This window comes from Selenomonas sp. oral taxon 892 str. F0426 (assembly GCF_000468035.1).
GTDB lineage: Bacteria > Bacillota > Negativicutes > Selenomonadales > Selenomonadaceae > Centipeda.
Genome location: NZ_KI260523.1, coordinates 36,190 through 58,320, shown reverse-complemented (window position 1 = coordinate 58,320; position 22,131 = coordinate 36,190). Strand labels below are relative to the sequence as shown.

The window sequence follows — 22,131 nt, the reverse complement described above, 5'->3', positions numbered from 1 at the left end:
TCCCTCTGATGACAGCTCCCTTCTCTCTCGTCACTCATCCTCGTCTTCCAGAAGTTCGTATGCTTGACGCACTGCATCAAACTCCTCGTCCGTCGGATCAGTATAGATATCCTCACCATCCTCGTCCGTGACAATCTTCGCAATCGTCGCCTCATCCCCCTCCTCGGCGTTTTCGAGATCTTCCTCCGAGGAAGCCGTGAGAGCGATCAGGACAGCAAAGCGATCATCACCGATGGGGATGATCATTTCCTCACGGTAGTATCTCTCATCACCATCCTCATTCGTCATGACGACGATAACATCCTCATCGTGAAGTTCTTCATGTTCTGTCATTTTGTACTCCTTTATTTCACTGCTCAGACTTTACTTCAAATGCTGTTGTCGATCTAAAAACCCCTGCAGTATATAGACCGCTGCCATCTTGTCAATGACCTTACGTCGCTTCTTGCGAGAGACATCCCCCTCAAGGAGCGCACGCGAGGCAGCTACCGTCGAAAGACGCTCGTCCCAATAGTGTATCTCAATCGTTGGAAACCGCCCTGCGACATCCGCCATAAAAGCGCGGACAATTTGGCATCGCTCTCCTTCGTCTCCGTTCATATGCTTTGGCAGTCCCGCAACGAATGCCGCAGGCTCATACTCCTGAACGAGTGCAGCGAGACAGTCGAGATCTGAGGAGAGCTCCTTACGGCGAATGGTCTCCACTCCCTGCGCCGTGAGTCCAAGAAGGTCGCTCACAGCAACCCCAATGGTCGCATCACCAATATCAAGCGACAGATATCGCTTCATTTTTCGTTCTCCAGATAGAAGCGCACAAGTTCATCGAGCAATTCATCACGCTCAAGGCTGCGGATCTTCCCCCGAGCATCCTGATAACTCGTCACATATGCAGGATCACCGGAGAGCAGATAGCCGACCAGCTGATTGATGGGGTTATACCCCTTCTCCCGCATGGCCGCTGCGGCCGCTCGTATGACGACATCCGCCTTCGGTTTATCCTCACCGAAGGAGAACATCATTGTTTTCTGTTCATCCATTTGATTCACCTCACCGTGGAATATCTATAATAAATCTTCCCGGACTGCATTCATCGCAGATATGCATACTAAAATCACATGGTAGATATTACCACAAAATGGACGAAAAAACAATCTGACCGCATCATGCCTCGCTGCCAGAAAGACCTGAACTTCCAAGTGTGCGCGTGACACGGTAGACATCCTTTAACAGGCGGACACGCGTCATAACCTGTGTGATCTGGTCTATATTGCTCACATTGAGCCCAAGAAGGACCGTTGAGGTTTTATTACGGCGATTGGGTGTGGCATTGACGGTGTGAATGTTCACCTTCATCTCAGCAGGCACTGCGAGGATCTCAGAGAGCATGCCGTTACGGTCATTACAAATGATCTCGATGCCGACGGTATACTCCTTGTCCAGCCCGATATCCCAGCTCACCTCGATTACACGAGTGAACTCCGTATCGTTGAGGACATTCGGACAGTCGGAGCGATGAACCGAAACGCCGCGCCCGCGTGTGATATATCCCGTGATAGGGTCACCTGGGATCGGACTGCAGCAGCGTGCAAGGCGCACAAGATAGCCGCCCTCCCCTTCGACGAGGACGCCATGGCTCGCCTTTTTTCGCTTTCCTCTGCGCGGCGCCTTGAGTTCGGAAAGCATCTGCGAAACCTCGGGCGGTGTGCTGTCCTTGATTGACTGCTGGTGCAGTTCAATAAGCTTCGTCATAACACCACGCAGGGTTACGCCGCCGTACCCGAGCGCTGCAAGCAGGTCATCTTCACTTTGTACGTTGAGCTTCTCCGCAACCTTACCAAGGCGGCCTCCTGCCATTAGTTCCTTTGGCGCATAGCCAAGCCGCTTCGCTTCGTCGCGAATGAGGTTCATACCGCGTTCAACGTTCTCCTCGCGGTTCTCCTTCTTGAACCATCCACGGATCTTGCTCCGCGTTGCAGAAGATGCGACCGTATTCAGCCAATCAGGACTTGGCCCATTGCTCGCCTTGTTCGTGACAATGGATACGATGTCGCCATTCTTGAGTTTATACTCGAGCGGTACAATCTTCCCGTTGACCTTTGCCCCAACGCAGTGATGACCGATCTCCGTATGAATGTGATAGGCAAAATCAATTGGATTCGATCCCTTGGGCAGATCGATGACATCTCCACGCGGCGTAAAGACAAAAACCTCATCGGAGAACACATCCAACTTGAGTGCCTCAAAGAATTCCTTTGGGTCATCATATTCCTTTTGCAGGCTGACCATCTGACGCAGCCAGGACATCTTTTGATCATTTTCATCGGCCGCATTGATGCTCCGCCCTGCTTCTTTATATTTCCAGTGAGCCGCAACACCAAACTCTGAGACTTGATGCATGGAGTGCGTGCGGATCTGAATCTCAAGCGGATAACCATGTGTCATGACGGTTGTATGCAGGGACTGATAGCCGTTTGATTTTGGCATGGCAATGTAGTCCTTAAACCTTCCCGGAATAGGCTTCCACATCGCATGGATGACACCGAGCACACCATAGCAGTCCTTGACAGATGGTACAAGTACACGTACGGCGGAGAGATCGTAGATCTCACTGACACTCTTATTATCCCTCTTCATCTTCCGATAGATGCTGTAAAAATGTTTCGCGCGCCCCTTGATATCAGCCTCGATTCCAGCAGCCTCCAGCTTCTCGCGAATCTGCTGAATGGACTCCCGTATGAATTCCTGGCGCTCCTTTCGTTTGTGCTTGACTTCCTCTACGAGCGCATAGTATGCCTCCGGTTCAAGATAACGCAGGCAAAGGTCCTCAAGTTCCACTTTGATGTTGGAGATACCAAGACGGTTGGCCAGGGGGGCATAGACCTCGATGGTCTCCTTCGCAATACGATGACGCTTGTCCTCACGCATATACTTGAGTGTCCGCATATTGTGCAGACGATCAGCAAGCTTGATCATGATGACACGGATATCCTTGGCCATTGCGAGAAACATTTTGCGGTAATTCTCAAGCTTGACATCTTCTTTGGACATATATTCGATACGACCGAGTTTTGTCACACCATCGATGAGTTCCATGATGTTTTTGCCGAACTCAGCCTCCATCTCTTCGAGGGTAGCATGCGTATCCTCCACCACATCATGCAGCAGTGCAGCACAGATGGTTTCGTCATCAAGATGAAGTCCCGTAAGAATATAGGCAACATTGAGCGGGTGCATGATATAGGGATCACCAGAGATGCGTACCTGTCCACGATGTGCTTTCTCCGCATAGGCATATGCCTTTTTGATCTTCTCGATGTCTGCATCCGCCTGATAGGAACGCACCTTATCCAAGATCATATCGAGTGTGATATCCCTCTGCATGTCATCTGGCATCTTGCTTGTCCCCCTTGCTCTCCTCATACCGTCGAAATGTCGGCGCATCCATCAATTCTATTTTCCCCGCGGGTTGAATGAACTCCCAGACGCCCTCTGGAAGAGGACGGAGTATACCAAGTTCCTGGAAAATACAAAGAGCATTCTCCATGGTATAACGCGAGATATGTCCTATATCCCGCGAGAACTGCCGGGTAAGCACTATCGTATTACCTGCAATCCGGCCATCGTCTCTTCGCAGTCTTCTGAGAAATGAATACACGGATCTAAGCAAGGCACGGTCTGGAAAGATACATTCATGCTCAGCCGGCATGATAGTATCAACCATACACTGTACAGAGCGTATCCCCTGCCACTCATTGATGCTCGGCGTATAGGCGAGATCACTTGCTTCTTCGGTCACAATCTCTGCAAGATCTCCTGCGTTCCAATAGAGCGCTGACACACGTTTTTCTCGGCTGCCAACCTCTATGCGCAGATGTTTTCCCTCTGCGCCAATCGATGATGCAGACCGTGGACGAAAATCACGCGTTCCAAAAACAGGGCGTGGATTTCCCATGCCATAGGGTTCGAGACAAGCAAGTTCCTCTACTATTTCAAGCGTCCAGTCCGCTGGCGCAACAAGACCTTCGATACGTATTTTTGGCAGAAAGTCTCTGCTTCTCAAATGTGTATGTACATAGTTCGAGAATGCACATCGAAAATCCTCCACGCTCTCCCATGCGAGTGTAAGACCTGCAGCCATCTCATGTCCGCCAAATTGGATAAGCGTATGTCTGCATGCAGTCAGTGCGTCATACATATTTAGTCCCGCTATACTGCGGCAGGATCCCTTACAGATATCTCCCTGACGTGTGAGAACAATACTCGGTCGGTAGTATTTATCAACGAGACGAGAAGCTACAATACCGATGACACCGGAGCTCCAATGCTCCCCTGCGACCACAATAGCAGGTGTATCCGGTGTAATCCCCGCAAGCATATTTTCTGCCTCACTTAGGATACTCTGTTCCAGATCACGACGTTCTGTATTGAGTTCATTGAGCTCTCCAGCGATATGTTCTGCCTCTCTTGGATCGATGGAGGTAAGCAGTTCCACACCGCGATGTGCTGTCTCAAGGCGTCCCGCTGCGTTCAGACGCGGTGCCAGCTGGAAGCCAACCACGCCAGTATTGACCGTCTTTCCTTCGAAACCTGCTGCTTGAATGAGTGCAGCGATTCCAGCGCAGGGAGACTGTGTCATCTGCGTAAGTCCCATCTGAACAATCTTTCGATTCTCCCCAATGAGCGGAACAAGGTCAGCAATCGTCCCAAGTGCGGCGATATCCAAATCGTCTGCGTACGGCTGTCCCTTCTCCATCCTCCAGAGTGCCTGTGCAAGTTTAAGCGTAACGCCAACGCCTGCAAGATCCTTGAATGGATAAGAGCAGTCCGTACGATGCGGATTTATGACAGCATATGCATTTGGCAGTATCCTTCCTGGAAGATGGTGATCCGTAATGATGATATCCATCCCACAGTTCGCCTCTGCAATGACATCTGCAGACAAAATGCCGCAGTCTACAGTGACGAGCAGCTCGCATCCTTCCGCTGCTATTTGATGAAGCGCAGAAAGATTGATGCCATAGCCCTCGGTAAATCGATTTGGAATATAATAGGAGACCTTGCCGCCAAGACTTCGAATGTTCTTCATGAGCAGTGTGGTCGAGGTCATACCATCCACATCGTAATCCCCATAGACGACAATCTGCTGATCCCTACGAATCGCTTCCAAAATACGTTCTGATGCCTTCTCCATATCCATCATAAGAAATGGTTCATGAAAAGGGGCCTCAGCAGGATGCAGAAAGGTACGCGCAGCATCTGCCGTCTGTATGCCACGGTTCCAAAGGATCTGTCCGATGATCGGTGCGATCGCAAGTTCGCGGGCAAGGGCAGCGCCTTCTGCAGTTGCCTCGTTCACAATCCATTCTTTCAGCATAGTATCCCCCCTTTCACAATAATAAAAGAGAGGCTGATGCACATTCATTTGTTGCGTGCAACAGCCCTAACTTTATATTGGATATACCGATTCAAGCCCCCGTATCGACAAAGGAGGCTTTTTGAAATTACGATATTATCCCTCCACCGCCGCTGGTTTTGCAGCAGAACGTTGATCCGTACGATTGCGCAGCTCAATCCAAAACTGACTTGCAATAAAAATGGATGAATAGCATCCAACGGCAAATCCGACGAGGAGCGCAAAGGCAAAATCTTTCGTGGTCTCTCCACCGAACCAGTAAAGCGCAAATGTCGTGAACAAAACGGTAAAGACCGTATAGAGCGAACGTGTCAATGTCTGATAGATCGAACGGTTGACCAGTTCCTCGATATCGCCGTCACGACGGAAATGAAGTTTCAAATTCTCACGAATACGGTCGAAAATAACAATCGTATCATTGATGGAATACCCGACAATTGTTAAGAGCGCTGCAATAAAGGATGAGTCAATCTGCCGCTGCGTAAACGAGAACACTGCGAGCACAATAAGAATGTTGTGAATCAGTGCAAGAACTGCTGACACGCCAAATCGCCACTCAAAGCGATAGGCAACATAGACGATGATAAGCCCCCACGAAATGACAAGCGCAAGTACCGCATTCGTAATGAGTTCGCCTCCAATGGTAGCACCAACCTTCTCTTCACGAAGAACGGTGTAGGAACCAACATCCTGTGTAAGCGAGGCCATGACCTCTTTGCGTTGGTTTTCCTCGAGATCAACAGTACGAATCATGACATTCTCGGAGGACTCCACCCCGGACGCCGCTCCTGAAAGCTGGATTGTACTTCCGTCTAACCCGTACTTAGCGAGACTCGTTCGCACCTCGGGAAGCGTCACAGGCTTTTCAAAATGAAGATCCATAATGGTTCCGCCGGTGAAGTCAATGCCGAAATTAAATCCACGCATCCCCATGCAGATAATCCCTGGAATGATGAGAAGGAGCGCGATAGCAAAAAAGATTCTGCGGTGTCCCGCTATATTGAACTTAGGCATTCTTCTCATCCCCCGTCTTTTTTATCCCAAGCATGAAGCCATTCGCACCATAGAGCCATGGATTCTCCGATATCTTGGAATTGATCATGAGCTTGAGCATGAACTGCGTCAGAGTGATCGCCGTGAACATCGATAGGATCGTTCCAACGCCGAGCGTAATGGCAAAGCCTCGAATCGTTCCCGTTCCGAGGAAGAAGAGGACACCTGCCGCGATCAGCGTCGTAACATTTGAGTCGAAGATCGTCGTAAACGCACGCTTGAAGCCCGCATCCATCGCGAGCCGCAGCGATTTACGGTTCACCTGATACTCTTCCTTGAAGTGTTCAAAGATGAGGACGTTTGCATCAACAGCCATGCCGATCGAGAGAATAATGCCCGCAACGCCCGGAAGGGTCAATGTCGCATCCATCAGATAGAGAATCCCAAGAAGCATGACGGTATAGGCCATCAGAGCCACATCTGCAATGATTCCTGAGAGATGATAAAAGAAAATCATGAAGGCGACAACGGCGCCGAGGCCAACGACAAACGCAAACTGGGACTTATCCTTCGAGTCCTGCCCCAGTGTCGGACCAACCGTGCGCGTTTCGATGATCTCCACCTTTACAGGGAGTGCACCGCTACGAAGGACGACGGCGAGATTCTGAGCCTCTTCGAGGGTCTTTTGACCTGTAATCTCAGCACGCCCGCCAAGAATTGGCTCACGCACATTCGGCGCTGTGAGAACCTCGCCGTCCAAAAGAATCGCAATCGTACGGCCGACATTTCGCATCGTGAGATCGGCAAATTTCTGTGCGCCCTCATCTGAGAACTCTAGATTGACGACATTCTGCCCAGACTGCGGATTTGTGGATGCCTGCGCATCCTTTAGATCCGTGCCAGTCAGCACCGTATGCCCCTCCTCGTCACGGAACTCGAGCATCGCCGTTTTACCGATGGTCTGAATTGCTGCATCGGGGTCCTTAATACCAGGCAGCTCAATGATGACACGGCGGTCACCCTCGCGCTGGATAATCGGTTCCGTCAGACCAAGCGAATTGACGCGCTTCTCCATGATGGCGACAACACGATTCATGGAATCGTCATTGACCTGTGCCTGCTCGGTATCGACCGCTTCCAGCACAACATGCGTTCCACCCTGCAGATCAAGTCCCTGACGAATGGAACCAGCGAGAGGTTTGGCCAGGAAAAAAAACGCACCGACAATGACCGCAATCGAAATTACGAGCTTTAACAGACTATGTTGTCTCAACAGTCCTCACACCTCTTTCTCAATACATCCCGACAAGAAACGCGTCGATGCTCCGTTAAAACATAGTCTACACGAACATCCCGTCTCCCCATCGGAACGAATGGAACAAGTTGGAAATCAAAGGCTAACGCAAAGCGCACAGCATTTTCCGCCTGTGGTAAAAACCGATCATAATAGCCGCCCCCCAGGCCCAAACGTCCCCCATTTGGAGAGAATGCCGCTCCAGGAACGACTACAAGCTCGAGCTCTGTGGGTGGAATACGCGTGGAGTACAAAGGATCCGGTGTGGGGATGCCGAATTTCCCTGGGACCAGATTCTCCATCGCACGAAGTTCCCAGGCCTCCATCAGGCCTCTCTCAACGATCCGTGGAAGCGCAATGCGCCGCCCGTCAGACAGCAGCTTTTCCATAAGAGGAAACAGATTGATCTCCTCCGGCATCGACGCATACAGCATGATCGTCTGGGCATTTTGCAAGACCAACTCTTCCATAGCGCGTCCACATATCATCTGACTTATGTGCACACGCTCCTCAAGTGACAGAGCACGTCGCTTGACAGTCATATCCCCCCGCAGCGCACTCTTTTGTACAGCACAAAGTGCATCCGTCATCGCCGTCGTAATTACTCCTGCTGCGACGTATTCACGGCACTAATTGCGGAGCGCTCAAAGACGATGTGGACCGTATCTGCCGCAGCCAGGGTCACGGTTTTGTCATCCAGTGCGGTAATCGTTCCGTGCATACCACCGAGCGTTATGATCTCATCCCCGACCTTGAGGCGGCTGAGCATATCCTCACGCTTCTTCTGAGCCTGCTTCTGCGGACGATAGAGGAGAAAATAAAAGAAAAGGACCAATATGATAATAGGCCCCCACGAACTCAGCTGTGCCATCATTTCTGCATCCATAAATACAACTCCTTCAAAAAAATTATCTTTTATGATAATGGCTCATAAAATCCTGATAAAACGCTGAAAACGTACCCTCAATGATTGCTGCACGCATACGGCGCATAAATTCCTGCAGGAAATAAAGATTGTGCAGGGTCAGGAGACGAAGTCCAAAGATTTCCTCCGTGCGCACAAGATGGCGGATATATGCCCGTGTGTAACCATTGCGGCAGGCATAGCAGCCACAGTCTTCCTCAAGCACCGCATGATCATGTGTATGGATGGCGTTCTTCATGACAAGCCGCCCTGTGCACGTCATTGCCATACCATTGCGTGCCACACGTGTGGGGAATACGCAGTCAAACATGTCAATTCCATGGCGTACCCCCGTAAGAAGATAGTCTGGCGTACCGACGCCCATGAGATACCTGGGCTTGTTCTCCGGCAAAAGATCAACTGTATAGGAGAGGATCTCCTCCATCAGTTCATGCGGCTCACCGACACTCAGCCCGCCAATCGCATAGCCCGGCAGATCAAGTGCAGTCACTTCGGCCGCGTGCCATGCTCTCAGATCCCGATACATGCCGCCCTGCACGATACCAAAGAGGCCCTGTTGTTCTGCATCGACCATTGCATCACGACAGCGTATAAGCCAGCGTTGTGTTCGCTCTGTTGATGCTTTTGCATAGGCATGATCAGCAGGATACGGAATACACTCATCGAATGCCATGACAATGTCAGAGCCTAGGGCTTTCTGAACCTCCATCGACACCTCTGGTGAGAGAAACTTCTTGGAGCCGTCGATATGTGAGCGGAACGTGGCCCCCTCTTCTGTGATTTTCCTGAGATCACCGAGGCTGAATACCTGGAAGCCGCCACTATCCGTAAGGATTGCTCCATCCCAGTGCATGAAGCGATGCAGCCCGCCTGCCTCACGAACAAGTTCCATCCCGGGGCGGAGAAAGAGATGATAGGTGTTGCTGAGGATAATTCCTGCACCGAGGTCTTCCAACTCGTCGGGCGATACTCCCTTAACCGTCGCCTGTGTGCCTACCGGCATAAAGATTGGGGTTGGAAAGCTCCCGTGCGGTGTGTGAATCACGCCAGCACGCGCGCCTGTCACCGCATCTTTACGAATCAGTTCATAGGTAATCGCTGCCAATCATACACCACCATTCTCAAAACAAGCTATACTATATCACAAATAGAAAAAGTTTTCAAAACAGGAATTATCCCCTGCGTACCAGCTCTTCGCGCAGCACCCGCTTCATGAGGCTTGTATCTGGGCGCACTCCCGTCCATAGGAAAAATGCTTCCGCGCCTTGCGCGACAAGCATCGCCTCCCCATTGATGGTCTCATGTCCGCGTGCAGCCGCCTCCCGAAGAAAGCAGGTGTTGTCGGGTGTGTAGATGAGGTCATAAAGAACAGCGGCTGGATGAATCGCTGCAATATCTACCGGAGGCATCTTCTCTATGTCCGGTGTCATCCCCATCGGCGTCGTCTGCACAACAATGTCTGCACAACTAAGCGCAGTCGAAAACGCAGAATCATCAAATCGATATGCATGAACATCTGCATCCATCGTAAAGTCACAACAGAGCATTTGTCCTTTCTCTATGGTACGAACTCCAATATCCACCGAGGAAATCCCACTGCGCAGAAGCCCCCAAAGTGCTGCGCGCGCGGCGCCGCCCGCCCCGATCAAAACGGCCTTTTTCCCATGGAGGTCAATCCCTCTCTCCTCTAGACCCGCGCAAAAGCCGATGGCATCCGTATTGCAGCCACGGAGTCTTCCGTCACTCTGGACAACAACCGTGTTGACCGCCTGAATGCGCCGTGCATCCTCGCTCAGCTCATCCATCAACCGCATGACCTCCGTCTTGAACGGAATCGTTACATTGAATCCGACAACACCGGCATCACGAAGTCCGCGCACCGCTGAATCGAGTGCGCATCGAGAGACAGGAAACGCTGTATAGACATAGTCCAGATTCGCGGCACGTAGAGCAGCATTCTGAATGATCGGCGAGAGGCTATGTTCGATGGGCGCACCAATGACGCCCAACAGCCTTGTCGTTCCTGTGATCATTGCTTTTTCCCCTCTCAGCTGTGCTTGCCGCGCATATCATCGAGCAGACTCATTTTGAGTTCGTAGTATGCAGGGGTCATATCGAGATAGTGCCGATGCGGATTTTCAAACCGCTGCTCCTCTTGCCAGATCTCATCCGAGAGCTGCTTTCGGACGTAGGCGCGTATCTCATTCAAATGAGGAAGCCGCTCCACACGCTTCCCTTGACTCACGTAAAGACGACGCAGATTCACTGCGGAGAATCCTTCAAAGAATCGATTCTTCCACGGCTTACTGGGATCGACATAGCGAAAAGGAGTCGAGAGATCGATCTTTTCGCCGCACATAGCAAGCATATCTGCGACCGCATTTCCGTGATCATCATAGATACGATAGAGATCCTTGAGGCCTGGATTCGTGAGTTTTTCCACATTTTCCGACATCTTAATCCGGGGAATGAAGTCATTCCCTTTTTCCACAGCTACTAATTTATAGACCGCGCCAAAGACGGGGTCGGACTTCGCTGTAATCAGGCGTTCCCCCACACCAAAGGCATCCACCTGTGCGCCCTGAAGGAGAAGTGAGGCAATCGTGAACTCATCGAGACTGTTTGACAGGATGATTTTACAGTCGTAGAGCCCCTCCTCATCGAGTATTTTGCGGATACGCTTTGATAGGTAGGCAAGATCCCCAGAATCAATGCGAACCCCTGCGAGACGATGTCCCTGCGGTTCCAAGACCTCATGTGCCGTACGTACTGCATTCGGGAGACCGGAGTGAATAACATCATACGTATCAATGAGGAGCACCGTCGCCTGCGGATAGAGTTTGGCATAGCTCTTAAATGCCGTATACTCATCCTCAAAGAACATGACCCAGCTGTGCGCCATCGTCCCCGATATGGGGATACCGAACTGCTGTCCTGCCGAAACAGTTGCTGTCATGTCCACACCGCCAATATAAGCTGCACGAGCACCATATGTTGCAGCGTCCATATTATGTGCACGGCGTGCACCGAAATCGGACACGCTTCGCCCTTCTGCGGCACGTACGATACGTGATGCTTTCGTTGCAATCAGAGACTGATGGTTGATTTGTGAAAGGATCGCCGTCTCAAGAAGCTGCGCATCAATGGCAGGCGCAACAATAGTCATCAGAGGTTCATCGGGATAGATGATCGTCCCCTCTGGAAGTGAATAGATATCTCCGCGAAAGCGAAAAGTTTTTAAGAATGTCAGAAACTCTTCAGAGAATAGTTTCTGCTGACGGAAATACTCAATATCTTCTTCCGAAAAGGATAAGTTCTCAACGAACTCAATCACGTGCTCAAGTCCGGCGAACACCGCATAACCGCCTTTATCTGGAACCGAACGAAAGAAGAGATCAAAGGCAACACGTACATCTCCATGATGTCCATCAAAATATCCATACGACATCGTCATCTCGTAAAAATCCATCATCATGGATAAGTTTCTCTTATCAAACTGTGTCACAAATACTGACCTCCTTCACTGAAATCCTCATGACTCCATTTGTAATTTCAAAAATCGACGAAACGATATAATTGGTTATTATATCAGTTCCTGCGTATTCACGCAAAGGTCGTTTATTTGCTCTGCAGCGCAAGAAATTTCAAATCCTCCGGCATCAGCTTTGCCATAGGGAGAATCTCTGGTCGATACTGAAGCGTAGCAAGGAGGGATTGCTCTCTCCTCCAACGTGCAATCTCCGCATGATTTCCAGAAAGAAGCACCTCAGGAACCGTCTTCCCCTCAAATTCACGTGGTCGCGTATATTGCGGGTATCCCAGCAAAACATCAAAGAAGGAATCCGTCGGCGCGGATGTCTCATCGCCGAGCACTCCTGGCAGCATTCGTGCGGTCGCGTCGACCACAAGCATGGCAGGAATCTCTCCGCCCGTCAAAACAAAATCTCCCACAGAGATACGTCGATCAGCGAGATCGTAGACACGTGCGTCAAACCCTTCGTAGTGTCCACAGATGAGAACGATCTGCTCATAGTCGGAAAGTTCCTTTGCCGTCTGCTGTGTGAACACGGGGCCCGCAGGATCGAAAATGATCGTACAGCGCTTCCCTGCATATGCGGCTGTTTTCGCCCAGATATCGCGCACAGCGCTGTAAATGGGCTCGGGCTTCAACACCATGCCCGCCCCGCCACCGCACGGCGTATCGTCCACATGGCGATGCTTGTCCGTTGAGTAGTCACGGAAGTTCGTATATGCAATCTCCAATATACCTCGTTCCACGGCCCGCCCGATGATACTTGTACCGAATACACCTGTAAACATCTCGGGAAAAAGCGTCACCAAATCAATCCTCATAGCTGCTCCCTTCCTGTTCTTGAATCCCTCTCATTATACCATGAACGAAGATACGAATAAGGACGTCCTCATAAAATATTTTACGAATGCGCACAGAAGATATATAATAAGACGAGAAAAACGACATCAGGAGCTTTTTATGGACATCAATCTTGCCCATTTCAATACAGAAATCGGACGACAGAAGCCCGAGAACATCATTCACAAAGACAATGCATGCCCCTTCTGTGCAACGGATGAACTCACGGATATCATTGCGACAGATGGCGACATCATTCTACTCAAGAATAAATACAACGTCATCGAGGAGGCAGATCAGTTCGTCCTCATTGAGGGAAAAAACTGTGACATAGATATTCCAAGCTACAGCCAAGCACATATGCATCGCCTCATTGCCTTTGGCATGGATCATTGGGAGCGTATGCGTACCAGCGGAAAATATGAAACGGTGCTCTTCTTCAAGAATTACGGACCATATTCGGGGGGAACAATCCGTCACCCTCACATGCAGCTGGTCGGATTCCCCTCGTTTCGACAGGAGCTTGCGTTCCGCCGCAGCGAGTTCGACGGCCTCGTCGTAGACGAGCGAAACGGCGTTGTGCTCAGCCTGTCAACCCAGCCGCGTGTTGGCTTTTGGGAACTCAATATTGTACCCGCCGACACGCACGCAACAGAGACAATTGCTGACTATATCCAGATCTGCGTAGATTTTCTGATGAATGCTTTCCGCCGACCGCTCACAAGTTATAATATCTTCTTCTACAACGAAGGAACGGACATCTTCATCAAGATCATGCCGCGCTTTGCTACGTCACCCATCTTCATCGGATACAACATCCGTCTCCTGCCCTCCAACCTTTCAGAGATGCGGGATCGGATCCGCGCAAAATATTTTTGAAACAAACGGAGTGCATAATGACCGATACCTTAAAGGAGTCGCCACCGAAGCGAAAACAAAGGCGCAGGACATCTACGCGGAAGCGGACAAGCAAGAAAAAAACGCCCCGTAAATTTGGGCGTTTTTTCTTGAGTGCGGCGCTGTGTCTTCTCCTTGTCTCCCTTGGAACATTCCTCTTTGTTCCAAGTGTCTGGCAGGAGCTTGGTGATCTCTTGCCTGCCGCAGAACGGCAGCTCCCTGCCAACCAGCTCCATGAGCTCCACGCCCCCGATATTGGTGAACAGGCTGCACGTGTTCTCTTCATTCGGCGTTCGATTGAAGCACGTCTCAACCGCTCAAACTATGTCCCCATCCAGCACATTTCTCCAGACTTGAGAACCGCCATTGTTGCCATTGAGGATCGGCGCTTTTATGACCACTGGGGATTTGATGTGACTGGAGTAGCACGCGCAGCTCTCGTCAACATCCAGCGCGGACGCATTGAGGAGGGGGCAAGCACGATCACCCAGCAGCTTGTAAAGAATCTCTTCCTCGCAAATGAGCAGACCTTCACGCGCAAGGCGGAGGAGCTGCTGCTTGCTCTGGACATTGAGATTGCCTATTCCAAAGACGAGATCCTGGAGATGTATCTGAATGTCGTCTACTACGGCGCAGGATTCTATGGAGTAAATGATGCCTCCGCAGGATACTACGCAAAAAAACCCGCTGCGCTCGATCTGCCTGAGGCATCTATGCTCGCCGGCATTCCGAATGCCCCCTCAGAGCTTTCCCCATTTACCAACTTTATTGCTGCAAAGAAGCGGCAGGCGATCGTACTTGATGCAATGGAGGCGCAGGGACTCATTGATGCGCGCACTGCCGAGGATGCGAAGATACAGCCGCTCATCTTCCGCCCAGAGGATCGTTAGCGGTCAATCAATGCTATGCCGTCGGCAAAGAGTCCAATGCGAGTGACATATGCCTCACTGGGATCGACAGGAAGGTCAAAGTCCCGTACCATGAGGCTGAGGATCTCGATTGGCTTCACACTGCCCTGTGGTGTCACCACCAGATTCATCCAGAAGATCAGGCGCCCGTTCTCTAGTTGAAAGGAGACGGGCGTTTTTATATACGCCTTCGTCTCAATAGTCCGGCTCTTCTTTGGGGTCACCCTCTCCCATACGGCCGTATCTGCCTCGTTGTAGCGATGCACACTCTCACGTACTGCCTCCAGCGCACCCGTATAGGCGAGGACGATCCGATATCGGGCCTCGTCCACATCCGCCATCAGCGCCTTATGCTTCCCTTTCAGAATTTTGAGGCGCACAATCTGGGCACCGCGCGGCAGATGTTTTGAAAGTCGTTCCATTACAATAGGGGCAGCGAGTTCCTCCGTCATCTCAAAGTCCACATATTCGGCATCACTCGCCGCACCAAGGGACAGCGCAGAGGCGAATGCGACCTTCATATGCGGGTTGAAGCCCTCCGAGTACGCCATCGGGAGTTCTGCTCGTTTGCATGCACGAACGAAGAGGTTTGCATAGTCCAGATGTGAAACATAACGCAGCTCTTCCCCCTTCGTAATTAGTCCACGATAAACGAAGAGTTTGCGCTCTGCGGGGGGCATCGCTGTATCATTTTCCACAGACTGCGCAAATTGTTTTGTCTGTTCAGAGCTGCGCTTTTCCTCCATGCCCGCGTAGTCGATCACATCGACCCCGAGAGTTGGGCAGATACCACAGCCCGTACAATGCGTGCGACGGCAGTCCTCCGTGAGAGAAGCAGCAAGAGCTTTCTGCCATTCCGATTTCAAGAAGCGCTCTAGCACGCCGGGCGAGGTATGTGCCCACGGCAGAGGTTCGCCAATTGTACGCGTACGTCGACTAAAATATTCCCAGTCGATGCTGCATTTCTCAAAAGCGGCAAAATAGCGGCTGTCGTCGAAGAGATCCGACCAACCGTCAAATTTTGCACCGCTCTTCCACGCCTCATAAAGCGCAGCAGAAAGCCGGCGGTCACCGCGCGCAAATACCCCCTCAATTACGGAGAGGCGTGCGTCGTGGTAGTGGAACGTAATCGACCGATCCGTGATGTGCTCTTTAAGCAGCCGCTGCCTGCGCTGGAACTCCTCCATCGACAGCTGCCCGAACCACTGGAATGGCGTGTATGGTTTTGGTACAAAGCAGGAAACCGAGACCGTTACCTTACATCCACGTCGTCCACGAATCTCTGTATAGAGGTCGACCACCTTTTTGGCAAGTCGCGCAATCCCGATAATGTCCTCGTCCGTCTCCGTCGGCAGTCCCATCATGAAGTAGAGCTTCACCTGCTTCCACCCGTGACGAAATGCTGCACCGCATGCTTCTATGAGGTTCTCCTCCGTTACCCCTTTGTTGATAACATCGCGCAGACGCTGAGTCCCCGCTTCCGGTGCAAAGGTAAGTCCAGACTTGCGGACCTGCTGCATTTTATGTGCGAGGTCAATCGAAAAGCTGTCGATGCGCAGGGACGGCAGTGAGAAGCTGATCTTATCCCCTTCGTTGTCCTTCATTAGGTCGTCCACCAGACGACCAAGGCAGGAGTAATCTGCTGAGGAGAGTGATGTGAGGCTCATCTCATCGTACCCAGTCGTTTCGATCAAACCATTTGCCATGCGACGGAGACGCTCCTCCGTTCGCTCACGTGCTGGACGATAGGCAATCCCTGCCTGACAGAACCGGCAGCCGCGCGAGCAGCCGCGGAAAAGCTCCATCATAATACGGTTATGCACAATGTCCATATAGGGTACGACTGGATGCTCCACGGAGATCACTGCATCCATATCGCGAACAACACGCTTATAGATTACGGGACGCGCCTCTGGATGCAGAGGACGCAACTCTCGGAAATCTCCTCCAGCATCATAGACAGGCTCATAGAACGATGGCACATAGATGCCTTCGACAGAGAGAAGTCGTTTGAGAAAGCCCTTTCGCCCCTCCGGCCGTCCCTCTGTATCCCAGGTGATAAATACATCACAAATCTCTGGAACGACCTCCTCCCCCTCCCCAATTACGAAAAAGTCAAAGAAGTCTGCAACGGGCTCGACATTATAAACGCAGGGGCCTCCGCCCACGACGAACGTCATTTCCTCGCTGCGCTCCCGAGCATAGAGAGGAATTCCTGCGAGGTCAAGCATATTGAGAACGTTCGAGTAGATCATCTCATATTGGAGCGAGAATCCAAGGAAATCAAACTCAGCGATGGGACGACGGCTCTCGAGTGAAAATAGAGGAATCTCCCGTTCACGCATTTTCTCCTCCATGTCAACCCATGGTGCATAGACACGCTCTGCCATCGTATCCATACGACGATTCAAGATTTCATAGAGAATGGCCAGCCCAAGATTGCTCATGCCGACTTCATAGACATCTGGCAGTGCCAATGCAAATTTGCATCGCACACCGTCCCAGTCTTTTCGGACGGCATTCCATTCGCCGCCCGTATAGCGCGCAGGTTTCAGTACCGACTGTAGGATACTGTGATCAAGCTGCACCATTGTTTTGTACTCCCCCATATACACAGAAAAGAGGCTGCCGCGCGAAGGCGAACAGCCTCACAAGTTTCTCTAAAACAACAACTTTTGCCGCCGCAGCTGAATATTCAGCAGAATCGCGATTGCCATGATGTTCGTTGTGAGTGAACTTACTCCATAACTCATGAGCGGCAGCGGAATCCCAGTAACAGGCATGATGCCCATCGTCATCCCGACATTGATAAGAACATGGAATGCAATCATCGAGGTGATTCCGACGGCAAGCAGACGTCCGAACGTATCACTCGCATCCCGCGCAATCTTAACACCGCGCCAGAGAACGATGAGATAAAGCAGCAGGAGAATGGCACATCCAACGAACCCCAGCTCCTCTCCCACAACCGAAAAGATGAAGTCAGTATGGTTTTCGGGCAAGAAGTTCAGCTGGCTCTGCGTTCCGCCAAAAAGCCCTTTTCCGAACAGAAGTCCCGATCCAATTGCAATCTTTGACTGGATGATATGATAGCCCGCACCAAGAGGATCGACATTTGGATCCAAGAAAACCATGATGCGCATTTTTTGATAGTCCTTGAGAAAATGCCAGAGCACAGGCATTGCTGCAAGTCCAAGTCCAAAAATGCCAAAGAGGATTCGCAGACGAATTCCAGCAACAAAGACCATGCCCAGGAAGATTGCAAGAAAAACAAGTGATGTGCCAAGGTCAGGCTGCTTCAGAACGAGTAAAAACGGAACCGCAACATACCCGGCAATCGGAGCAAGATCGGTAAGGCTTTGTATCTTACCACGCTTTTCCATCATAGCGGCAAGCGCAATAATCATGATGAGTTTTGAGAACTCTGATGGCTGTATGCTGATGGGACCGAGTGCGATCCACCGCTGTGCACCAAGTGCTGTCTGCCCGACCAGCATGACCAAGATCAGTAAAATCAGGTTAAACACATAGAAGTGGTTGCCATAGCGCTGCAAGATCTTATAGTCAAAGTTCATCAGAAATGCAGCAAGGGCAATATCTACGATGATCGAAATCCCCTGGCGCTGGACAAACCAGTAACGCTCCTCACTCGGCGTATTGACATGCGTTGCGCTGCCAATGATGATAAGACTCATGATGACGATTGCAGCCGTTGCTGCAATGAGCGTCAGGTCCGTGCGCCGCAGGAGCCTTTTCGAGATTATCATCGCCGACGCCTTGAGAGATCGCTGCCACCATGCTGTACACTGACAACAGGAATATTGACGACGAGCGCCATTGTATCATTCTCGTTTTCGAGCGCGAACTCCATCTCCCGTGTATCGATATACATGTATTTCGAGATCACCTGGATGATTTCTGCGCGCATATTGTCCATGATTTCTGGGGAGACGTTCGCCCGATCGTTGATGATAACGAGCTGGAGGCGGCGGCGCGCAACATCGCCGGAACTTTCCTTTTTCCCAAGAAGCCTTTTGAGTGCCTCAATCACACCGGAACCTCCTTACTTTTTCCCAAAGAGCTTGCCCTTGATCGTCTCCCAGAGACTTTCCTTCGCAAACTCGCGGAACGGTATCTCCTCACCCGAGAGACGTCCCACCACATCCAGATACGCCTGTCCCGCAGGAGAATCCGGCATGGTTACACACGGTTCACCGCGGTTGGTACTCGTCACGACCATCTCATCATCTGGAATCTGGCCAATGCATCCGACCGAAAGGATCTCATCGATATCTTCCATATCAAGCATATCGCCTTTTTCAATCATCTTCGGGCGAATACGATTCACAACAAGGCGGATATCATCTTTGTCAGCACGACCAAGTTCACCAATAATCTTGTCTGCATCACGTACGGCTGAGATTTCGGGCATCGTCACCACAATTGCCGTATCGGCAGCCGCAATGGCCGTTTGAAACCCCTGCTCAATCCCCGCAGGGCAGTCAATAATAATGACATCATAGGAGCGACGAAGCTCCTCACAGAGAGCCGCAAGCTCCTCGGGATTCACCGCGCTTTTATCTTTAACCTGTGATGTTGGCAAGAGGAAAAGAGAATCATATTTCTTATGTCTTACGAGTGCCTTCTTGTAGGGCACTCGTCCCGAAGTCACATCGACCAAATCGTACATGATGCGGTTCTCGAGGCCGAGCAGGAGGTCGAGATTCCTGAGCCCCGTGTCCGTGTCAATGAGGACAACACTCTTGCCACGCATGGCAAAGCCTACCCCTAGATTCGCGGTCGTTGTCGTCTTGCCGACGCCACCCTTTCCCGATGTCACCACATAGATCACACTCATATTTCGAACCTACCTCTCTATTGGCTCAATGACTATCTGACCATCTCTGACATAGGCGCGTTCTGCCTTTCCGGAGTCCTCCGGTTCATCCGGCGAGCGCGCCACATAGTTTGCAATCCGAATCTGTGTCGGCATAAGATGATCTGCAATGATAAACGCAGTCGAATCCCCCGCTGCCCCCGCATGCACGACACCGCGACATGTTCCGCGAATGTCCACACTGCCGCCTGCCGTGATCTGAGCTCCCGGGTTGACATTACCAAATACAATGACAGAGCCCTCTGTCTCCACCGCTTGGCCGCCGCGCAGCGTCTTGTCAATGATGAGCATACGCTGCAGCTCCTGCGTGTCCTGCGCTGTCAACTTAGGTGTTTCAGAAATCTGTACCCGATGCTCGTCAGCGGGTGGAGTGAGGGGAGCGGCCGGCTCTGGCTTTGCCAAACGGCAAATGAGTCCATGCGACCGAAAAAGCTCCTGCATCTGAGCCAGCTCTTCTTTTGTAAAAAAATCTCGCGGGACACGTACCAGTGTGCCGCGCAAGAAGAACCCGGATCCAGACTCCAACTTTTTCTCGAGTTCCTCTATGATTTCTGAAAAGGATATATCGGCGGGGAAGCCGAGCATAAGCCCGTCATTTTCTCCTTTGATCTTGATCTTATCCTCGCTCATTTCCGTCCCTCACTTGTTCCCTACATTTTGTGGAGTACGATCCAGTCGGAAAGCCGCCTCCATGATTTTGCGTCCAATCGGCACAGCCGACATAGAGCCAAAACCACCCTGCTCCACAATAACCGCAACGACGATATTCGGATTTACATACGGCCCATAGGCCACAAACCATCCATGGTCACGGCCCTGAGAGTTCTCTGCGGTTCCCGTCTTTCCCGCAATATCGATCGGAAACCCGGCAAATATGCCCGCTGCCGTACCGATCTTCGTAACATCGTGTAGACCTTCCTGCACATTTCGGATCACCGTCGGACTCACATCCAGCTCCGATAGGAGCTTAGGCTGGAACTCCCGCACGGTATTGCCATTGACATCTACGATCCGCTGAACGAGATGTGGTTGATACCGCTTTCCATTCGCTGCAATCTCTGCCATGACCATTGCTGCCTGCAGCGGTGTTACGAGATTGAAGCCCTGCCCAATCGCCGCGTCGAACGTCTCTGAAAGATACCATTCGCCATCCTCATAGTTGTCCTGCTTGTATTTGCGGTTTGGCGCCAGCCCCTCCGCCTCATACGGCAGATCGATTCCCGTGCGTTCACCGAGTCCAAACATACGCGCATATCGCTCAAGAGCATCGACACCGAGACGATTGCCCATCTCATAAAAATAGACATTATCAGAATGAGCCATCGCCTCTTGAAAATTGATCCATCCTAGAGCTTCACCACCAGCGTTTGTCTTTGGAATGATCCAATGGTGTCCCGCGTCGAAGATTTTCTCCTGCGGCGTCACCTTATGCTCAGCGAGCGCCGCTGTACCTGTTACAATCTTAAATGTCGAACCTGGCGGATACTCACCTGTAATCGCCTTGTTGTCCATCGGATGATAGGGATTGTTATTCAGTACATTCCAGTTCTGCGTGGAGATACCGCCCGCAAAAAGATTTGGGTTAAAGGCTGGGCGGCTGACCATTGCCAATACCTCACCCGTCTGTGGATTCATGACGACGACTGCTGCTGCATGTGCATGCACAATAGCAAGCTGTTCATCAACCGCCCGCTCTGACGCCTCCTGGATATGCTTATCAATAGTCAAAACGAGATCGTTTCCCGGTACAGGTGACTGACGTCCAAGCAGCTGTATGGGACGTCCCGATACATCCACTTCGACTTGATCGCCGCCGTTGATTCCGCGGACATCCTTGTCATATATGCGCTCAAGACCAAACTTACCAATAATATAGCCGGATTTATACCCCTCGTCCTTGCGACGCTCTAGCTCCTCCTCATTGATCTCACTCACATAGCCGAATACGTGCGCTGCATATTCTCCATAGATATAATCGCGGATCGGCAGTACCTCGATCACAACACCGGGGTAGTCGTCCTTCTGCTCCTCGATGATCGTGACGATATCGGGCAATACATCAGTCTTGATACGTATTGGATCGAAGCCAACATGCGCATCAATCTTCTGCTGAATCTCAGTCACAGGAACATTGATGAGCTTTGATACGCGCGCCATTACCTCAGGAGAAATAGGCTCCGTCAGAGGGAGCAGAGATACTGCAAATCCCGGACGATTCGTAACGAGGAGCTCTCCGTTCCGATCGTAAAATGTCCCACGAGCGGCTTCTGCCGGTATGATGCGGATGCGATTGCCCTCAGCAAGTCGTGCATAGAGTTCTCCGTCATAAACCTGTAAATACCCCGCACGGCCAATCAGTACAAGAATAATAAGCACAATTACCGCGCTAAGAAATTGGAGGCGCCCACTAAAATCTTCATGTTCGTTCACAA

General features: G+C 51.2%; 21 protein-coding genes. 2 read left to right on the top strand and 19 right to left on the bottom strand.

Annotated elements, in window-relative coordinates; translation table 11 throughout:
• Positions 1–30 precede the first annotated feature (30 nt).
• The 13 genes from HMPREF1992_RS01255 to trmD all read right to left on the bottom strand — a co-directional run bounded on the left by HMPREF1992_RS01255 (position 31) and on the right by trmD (position 12,978).
• A complete protein-coding gene (locus HMPREF1992_RS01255; RefSeq protein WP_021683992.1) occupies positions 31–333 on the bottom strand; it encodes a DUF1292 domain-containing protein in 303 nt (100 codons plus the stop codon).
• 30 nt (positions 334–363) lie between these two features.
• Complete coding sequence (gene ruvX / locus HMPREF1992_RS01250; RefSeq protein WP_021683991.1) at positions 364–789, bottom strand: Holliday junction resolvase RuvX; 426 nt, start codon at positions 787–789, stop codon at positions 364–366.
• Positions 786–1,037 (bottom strand): IreB family regulatory phosphoprotein, encoded by a 252-nt coding sequence (locus tag HMPREF1992_RS01245; RefSeq protein WP_021683990.1) that lies wholly within the window; start codon positions 1,035–1,037, stop codon positions 786–788. The genes ruvX and HMPREF1992_RS01245 overlap by 4 nt, the downstream gene beginning before the upstream one ends.
• Positions 1,038–1,161: 124 nt before the next feature.
• Positions 1,162–3,393, bottom strand: a complete 2,232-nt coding sequence (locus HMPREF1992_RS01240) for a bifunctional (p)ppGpp synthetase/guanosine-3',5'-bis(diphosphate) 3'-pyrophosphohydrolase (protein ID WP_021683989.1) — start codon at positions 3,391–3,393, stop codon at positions 1,162–1,164.
• Positions 3,383–5,374, bottom strand: coding sequence for a single-stranded-DNA-specific exonuclease RecJ (gene recJ / locus HMPREF1992_RS01235; RefSeq protein WP_037357948.1), 1,992 nt, complete (start codon positions 5,372–5,374; stop codon positions 3,383–3,385). The genes HMPREF1992_RS01240 and recJ overlap by 11 nt, the downstream gene beginning before the upstream one ends.
• Positions 5,375–5,509: 135 nt before the next feature.
• Positions 5,510–6,427, bottom strand: a complete 918-nt coding sequence (gene secF / locus HMPREF1992_RS01230; RefSeq protein WP_021683987.1) for a protein translocase subunit SecF — start codon at positions 6,425–6,427, stop codon at positions 5,510–5,512.
• Positions 6,420–7,679 (bottom strand): protein translocase subunit SecD, encoded by a 1,260-nt coding sequence (secD, locus tag HMPREF1992_RS01225; RefSeq protein ID WP_021683986.1) that lies wholly within the window; start codon positions 7,677–7,679, stop codon positions 6,420–6,422. The genes secF and secD overlap by 8 nt, the downstream gene beginning before the upstream one ends.
• A complete protein-coding gene (locus tag HMPREF1992_RS01220; RefSeq protein WP_021683985.1) occupies positions 7,676–8,290 on the bottom strand; it encodes a 5-formyltetrahydrofolate cyclo-ligase in 615 nt (204 codons plus the stop codon). The genes secD and HMPREF1992_RS01220 overlap by 4 nt, the downstream gene beginning before the upstream one ends.
• Before the next feature lie 11 nt (positions 8,291–8,301).
• A complete protein-coding gene (gene yajC, locus HMPREF1992_RS01215) occupies positions 8,302–8,586 on the bottom strand; it encodes a preprotein translocase subunit YajC (RefSeq protein WP_021683984.1) in 285 nt (94 codons plus the stop codon).
• Between the two features lie 22 nt (positions 8,587–8,608).
• Positions 8,609–9,730: a tRNA guanosine(34) transglycosylase Tgt gene (tgt, locus tag HMPREF1992_RS01210; RefSeq protein WP_037357945.1), complete on the bottom strand. Its 1,122-nt coding sequence runs from the start codon at positions 9,728–9,730 to the stop codon at positions 8,609–8,611.
• A gap of 67 nt (positions 9,731–9,797) precedes the next feature.
• Complete coding sequence (locus HMPREF1992_RS01205; protein WP_021683982.1) at positions 9,798–10,658, bottom strand: shikimate dehydrogenase; 861 nt, start codon at positions 10,656–10,658, stop codon at positions 9,798–9,800.
• 14 nt (positions 10,659–10,672) lie between these two features.
• Entirely contained in the window at positions 10,673–12,130 is a 1,458-nt protein-coding gene (locus tag HMPREF1992_RS01200) for a nicotinate phosphoribosyltransferase (RefSeq protein WP_037357941.1), read from the bottom strand.
• A gap of 113 nt (positions 12,131–12,243) precedes the next feature.
• On the bottom strand, positions 12,244–12,978 hold the full coding sequence (trmD, locus tag HMPREF1992_RS01195) for a tRNA (guanosine(37)-N1)-methyltransferase TrmD (RefSeq protein ID WP_021683979.1): 735 nt from the start codon (positions 12,976–12,978) through the stop codon (positions 12,244–12,246).
• Between the two features lie 139 nt (positions 12,979–13,117).
• On the opposite strand from trmD, the gene HMPREF1992_RS01190 reads away from it, so the two are divergent.
• Both HMPREF1992_RS01190 and HMPREF1992_RS01185 read left to right on the top strand, forming a co-directional pair.
• Positions 13,118–13,876 carry a DUF4931 domain-containing protein gene (locus tag HMPREF1992_RS01190; protein ID WP_037357938.1) on the top strand — a complete coding sequence of 253 codons (759 nt, stop codon included), beginning with the start codon at positions 13,118–13,120 and terminating at the stop codon, positions 13,874–13,876.
• A gap of 17 nt (positions 13,877–13,893) precedes the next feature.
• Positions 13,894–14,784 carry a transglycosylase domain-containing protein gene (locus tag HMPREF1992_RS01185; protein WP_021683977.1) on the top strand — a complete coding sequence of 297 codons (891 nt, stop codon included), beginning with the start codon at positions 13,894–13,896 and terminating at the stop codon, positions 14,782–14,784.
• Here HMPREF1992_RS01185 and HMPREF1992_RS01180 read toward each other — a convergent pair.
• The 6 genes from HMPREF1992_RS01180 to mrdA form a co-directional block, all read right to left on the bottom strand.
• Entirely contained in the window at positions 14,781–17,393 is a 2,613-nt protein-coding gene (locus tag HMPREF1992_RS01180) for a TIGR03960 family B12-binding radical SAM protein (RefSeq protein WP_037357935.1), read from the bottom strand. The two genes, HMPREF1992_RS01185 and HMPREF1992_RS01180, sit on opposite strands and share 4 nt — an antisense overlap.
• A 69-nt stretch (positions 17,394–17,462) precedes the next feature.
• A complete protein-coding gene (rodA, locus tag HMPREF1992_RS01175) occupies positions 17,463–18,569 on the bottom strand; it encodes a rod shape-determining protein RodA (protein WP_021683975.1) in 1,107 nt (368 codons plus the stop codon).
• Positions 18,566–18,853: a cell division topological specificity factor MinE gene (minE, locus tag HMPREF1992_RS01170; protein ID WP_021683974.1), complete on the bottom strand. Its 288-nt coding sequence runs from the start codon at positions 18,851–18,853 to the stop codon at positions 18,566–18,568. Before minE ends, rodA begins: the two co-directional genes overlap by 4 nt.
• A gap of 12 nt (positions 18,854–18,865) precedes the next feature.
• Entirely contained in the window at positions 18,866–19,660 is a 795-nt protein-coding gene (minD, locus tag HMPREF1992_RS01165; RefSeq protein WP_021683973.1) for a septum site-determining protein MinD, read from the bottom strand.
• A gap of 9 nt (positions 19,661–19,669) precedes the next feature.
• Entirely contained in the window at positions 19,670–20,329 is a 660-nt protein-coding gene (gene minC, locus HMPREF1992_RS01160) for a septum site-determining protein MinC (protein ID WP_021683972.1), read from the bottom strand.
• Between the two features lie 9 nt (positions 20,330–20,338).
• Positions 20,339–22,129, bottom strand: coding sequence for a penicillin-binding protein 2 (gene mrdA, locus HMPREF1992_RS01155; protein ID WP_021683971.1), 1,791 nt, complete (start codon positions 22,127–22,129; stop codon positions 20,339–20,341).
• Positions 22,130–22,131 lie beyond the last annotated feature (2 nt).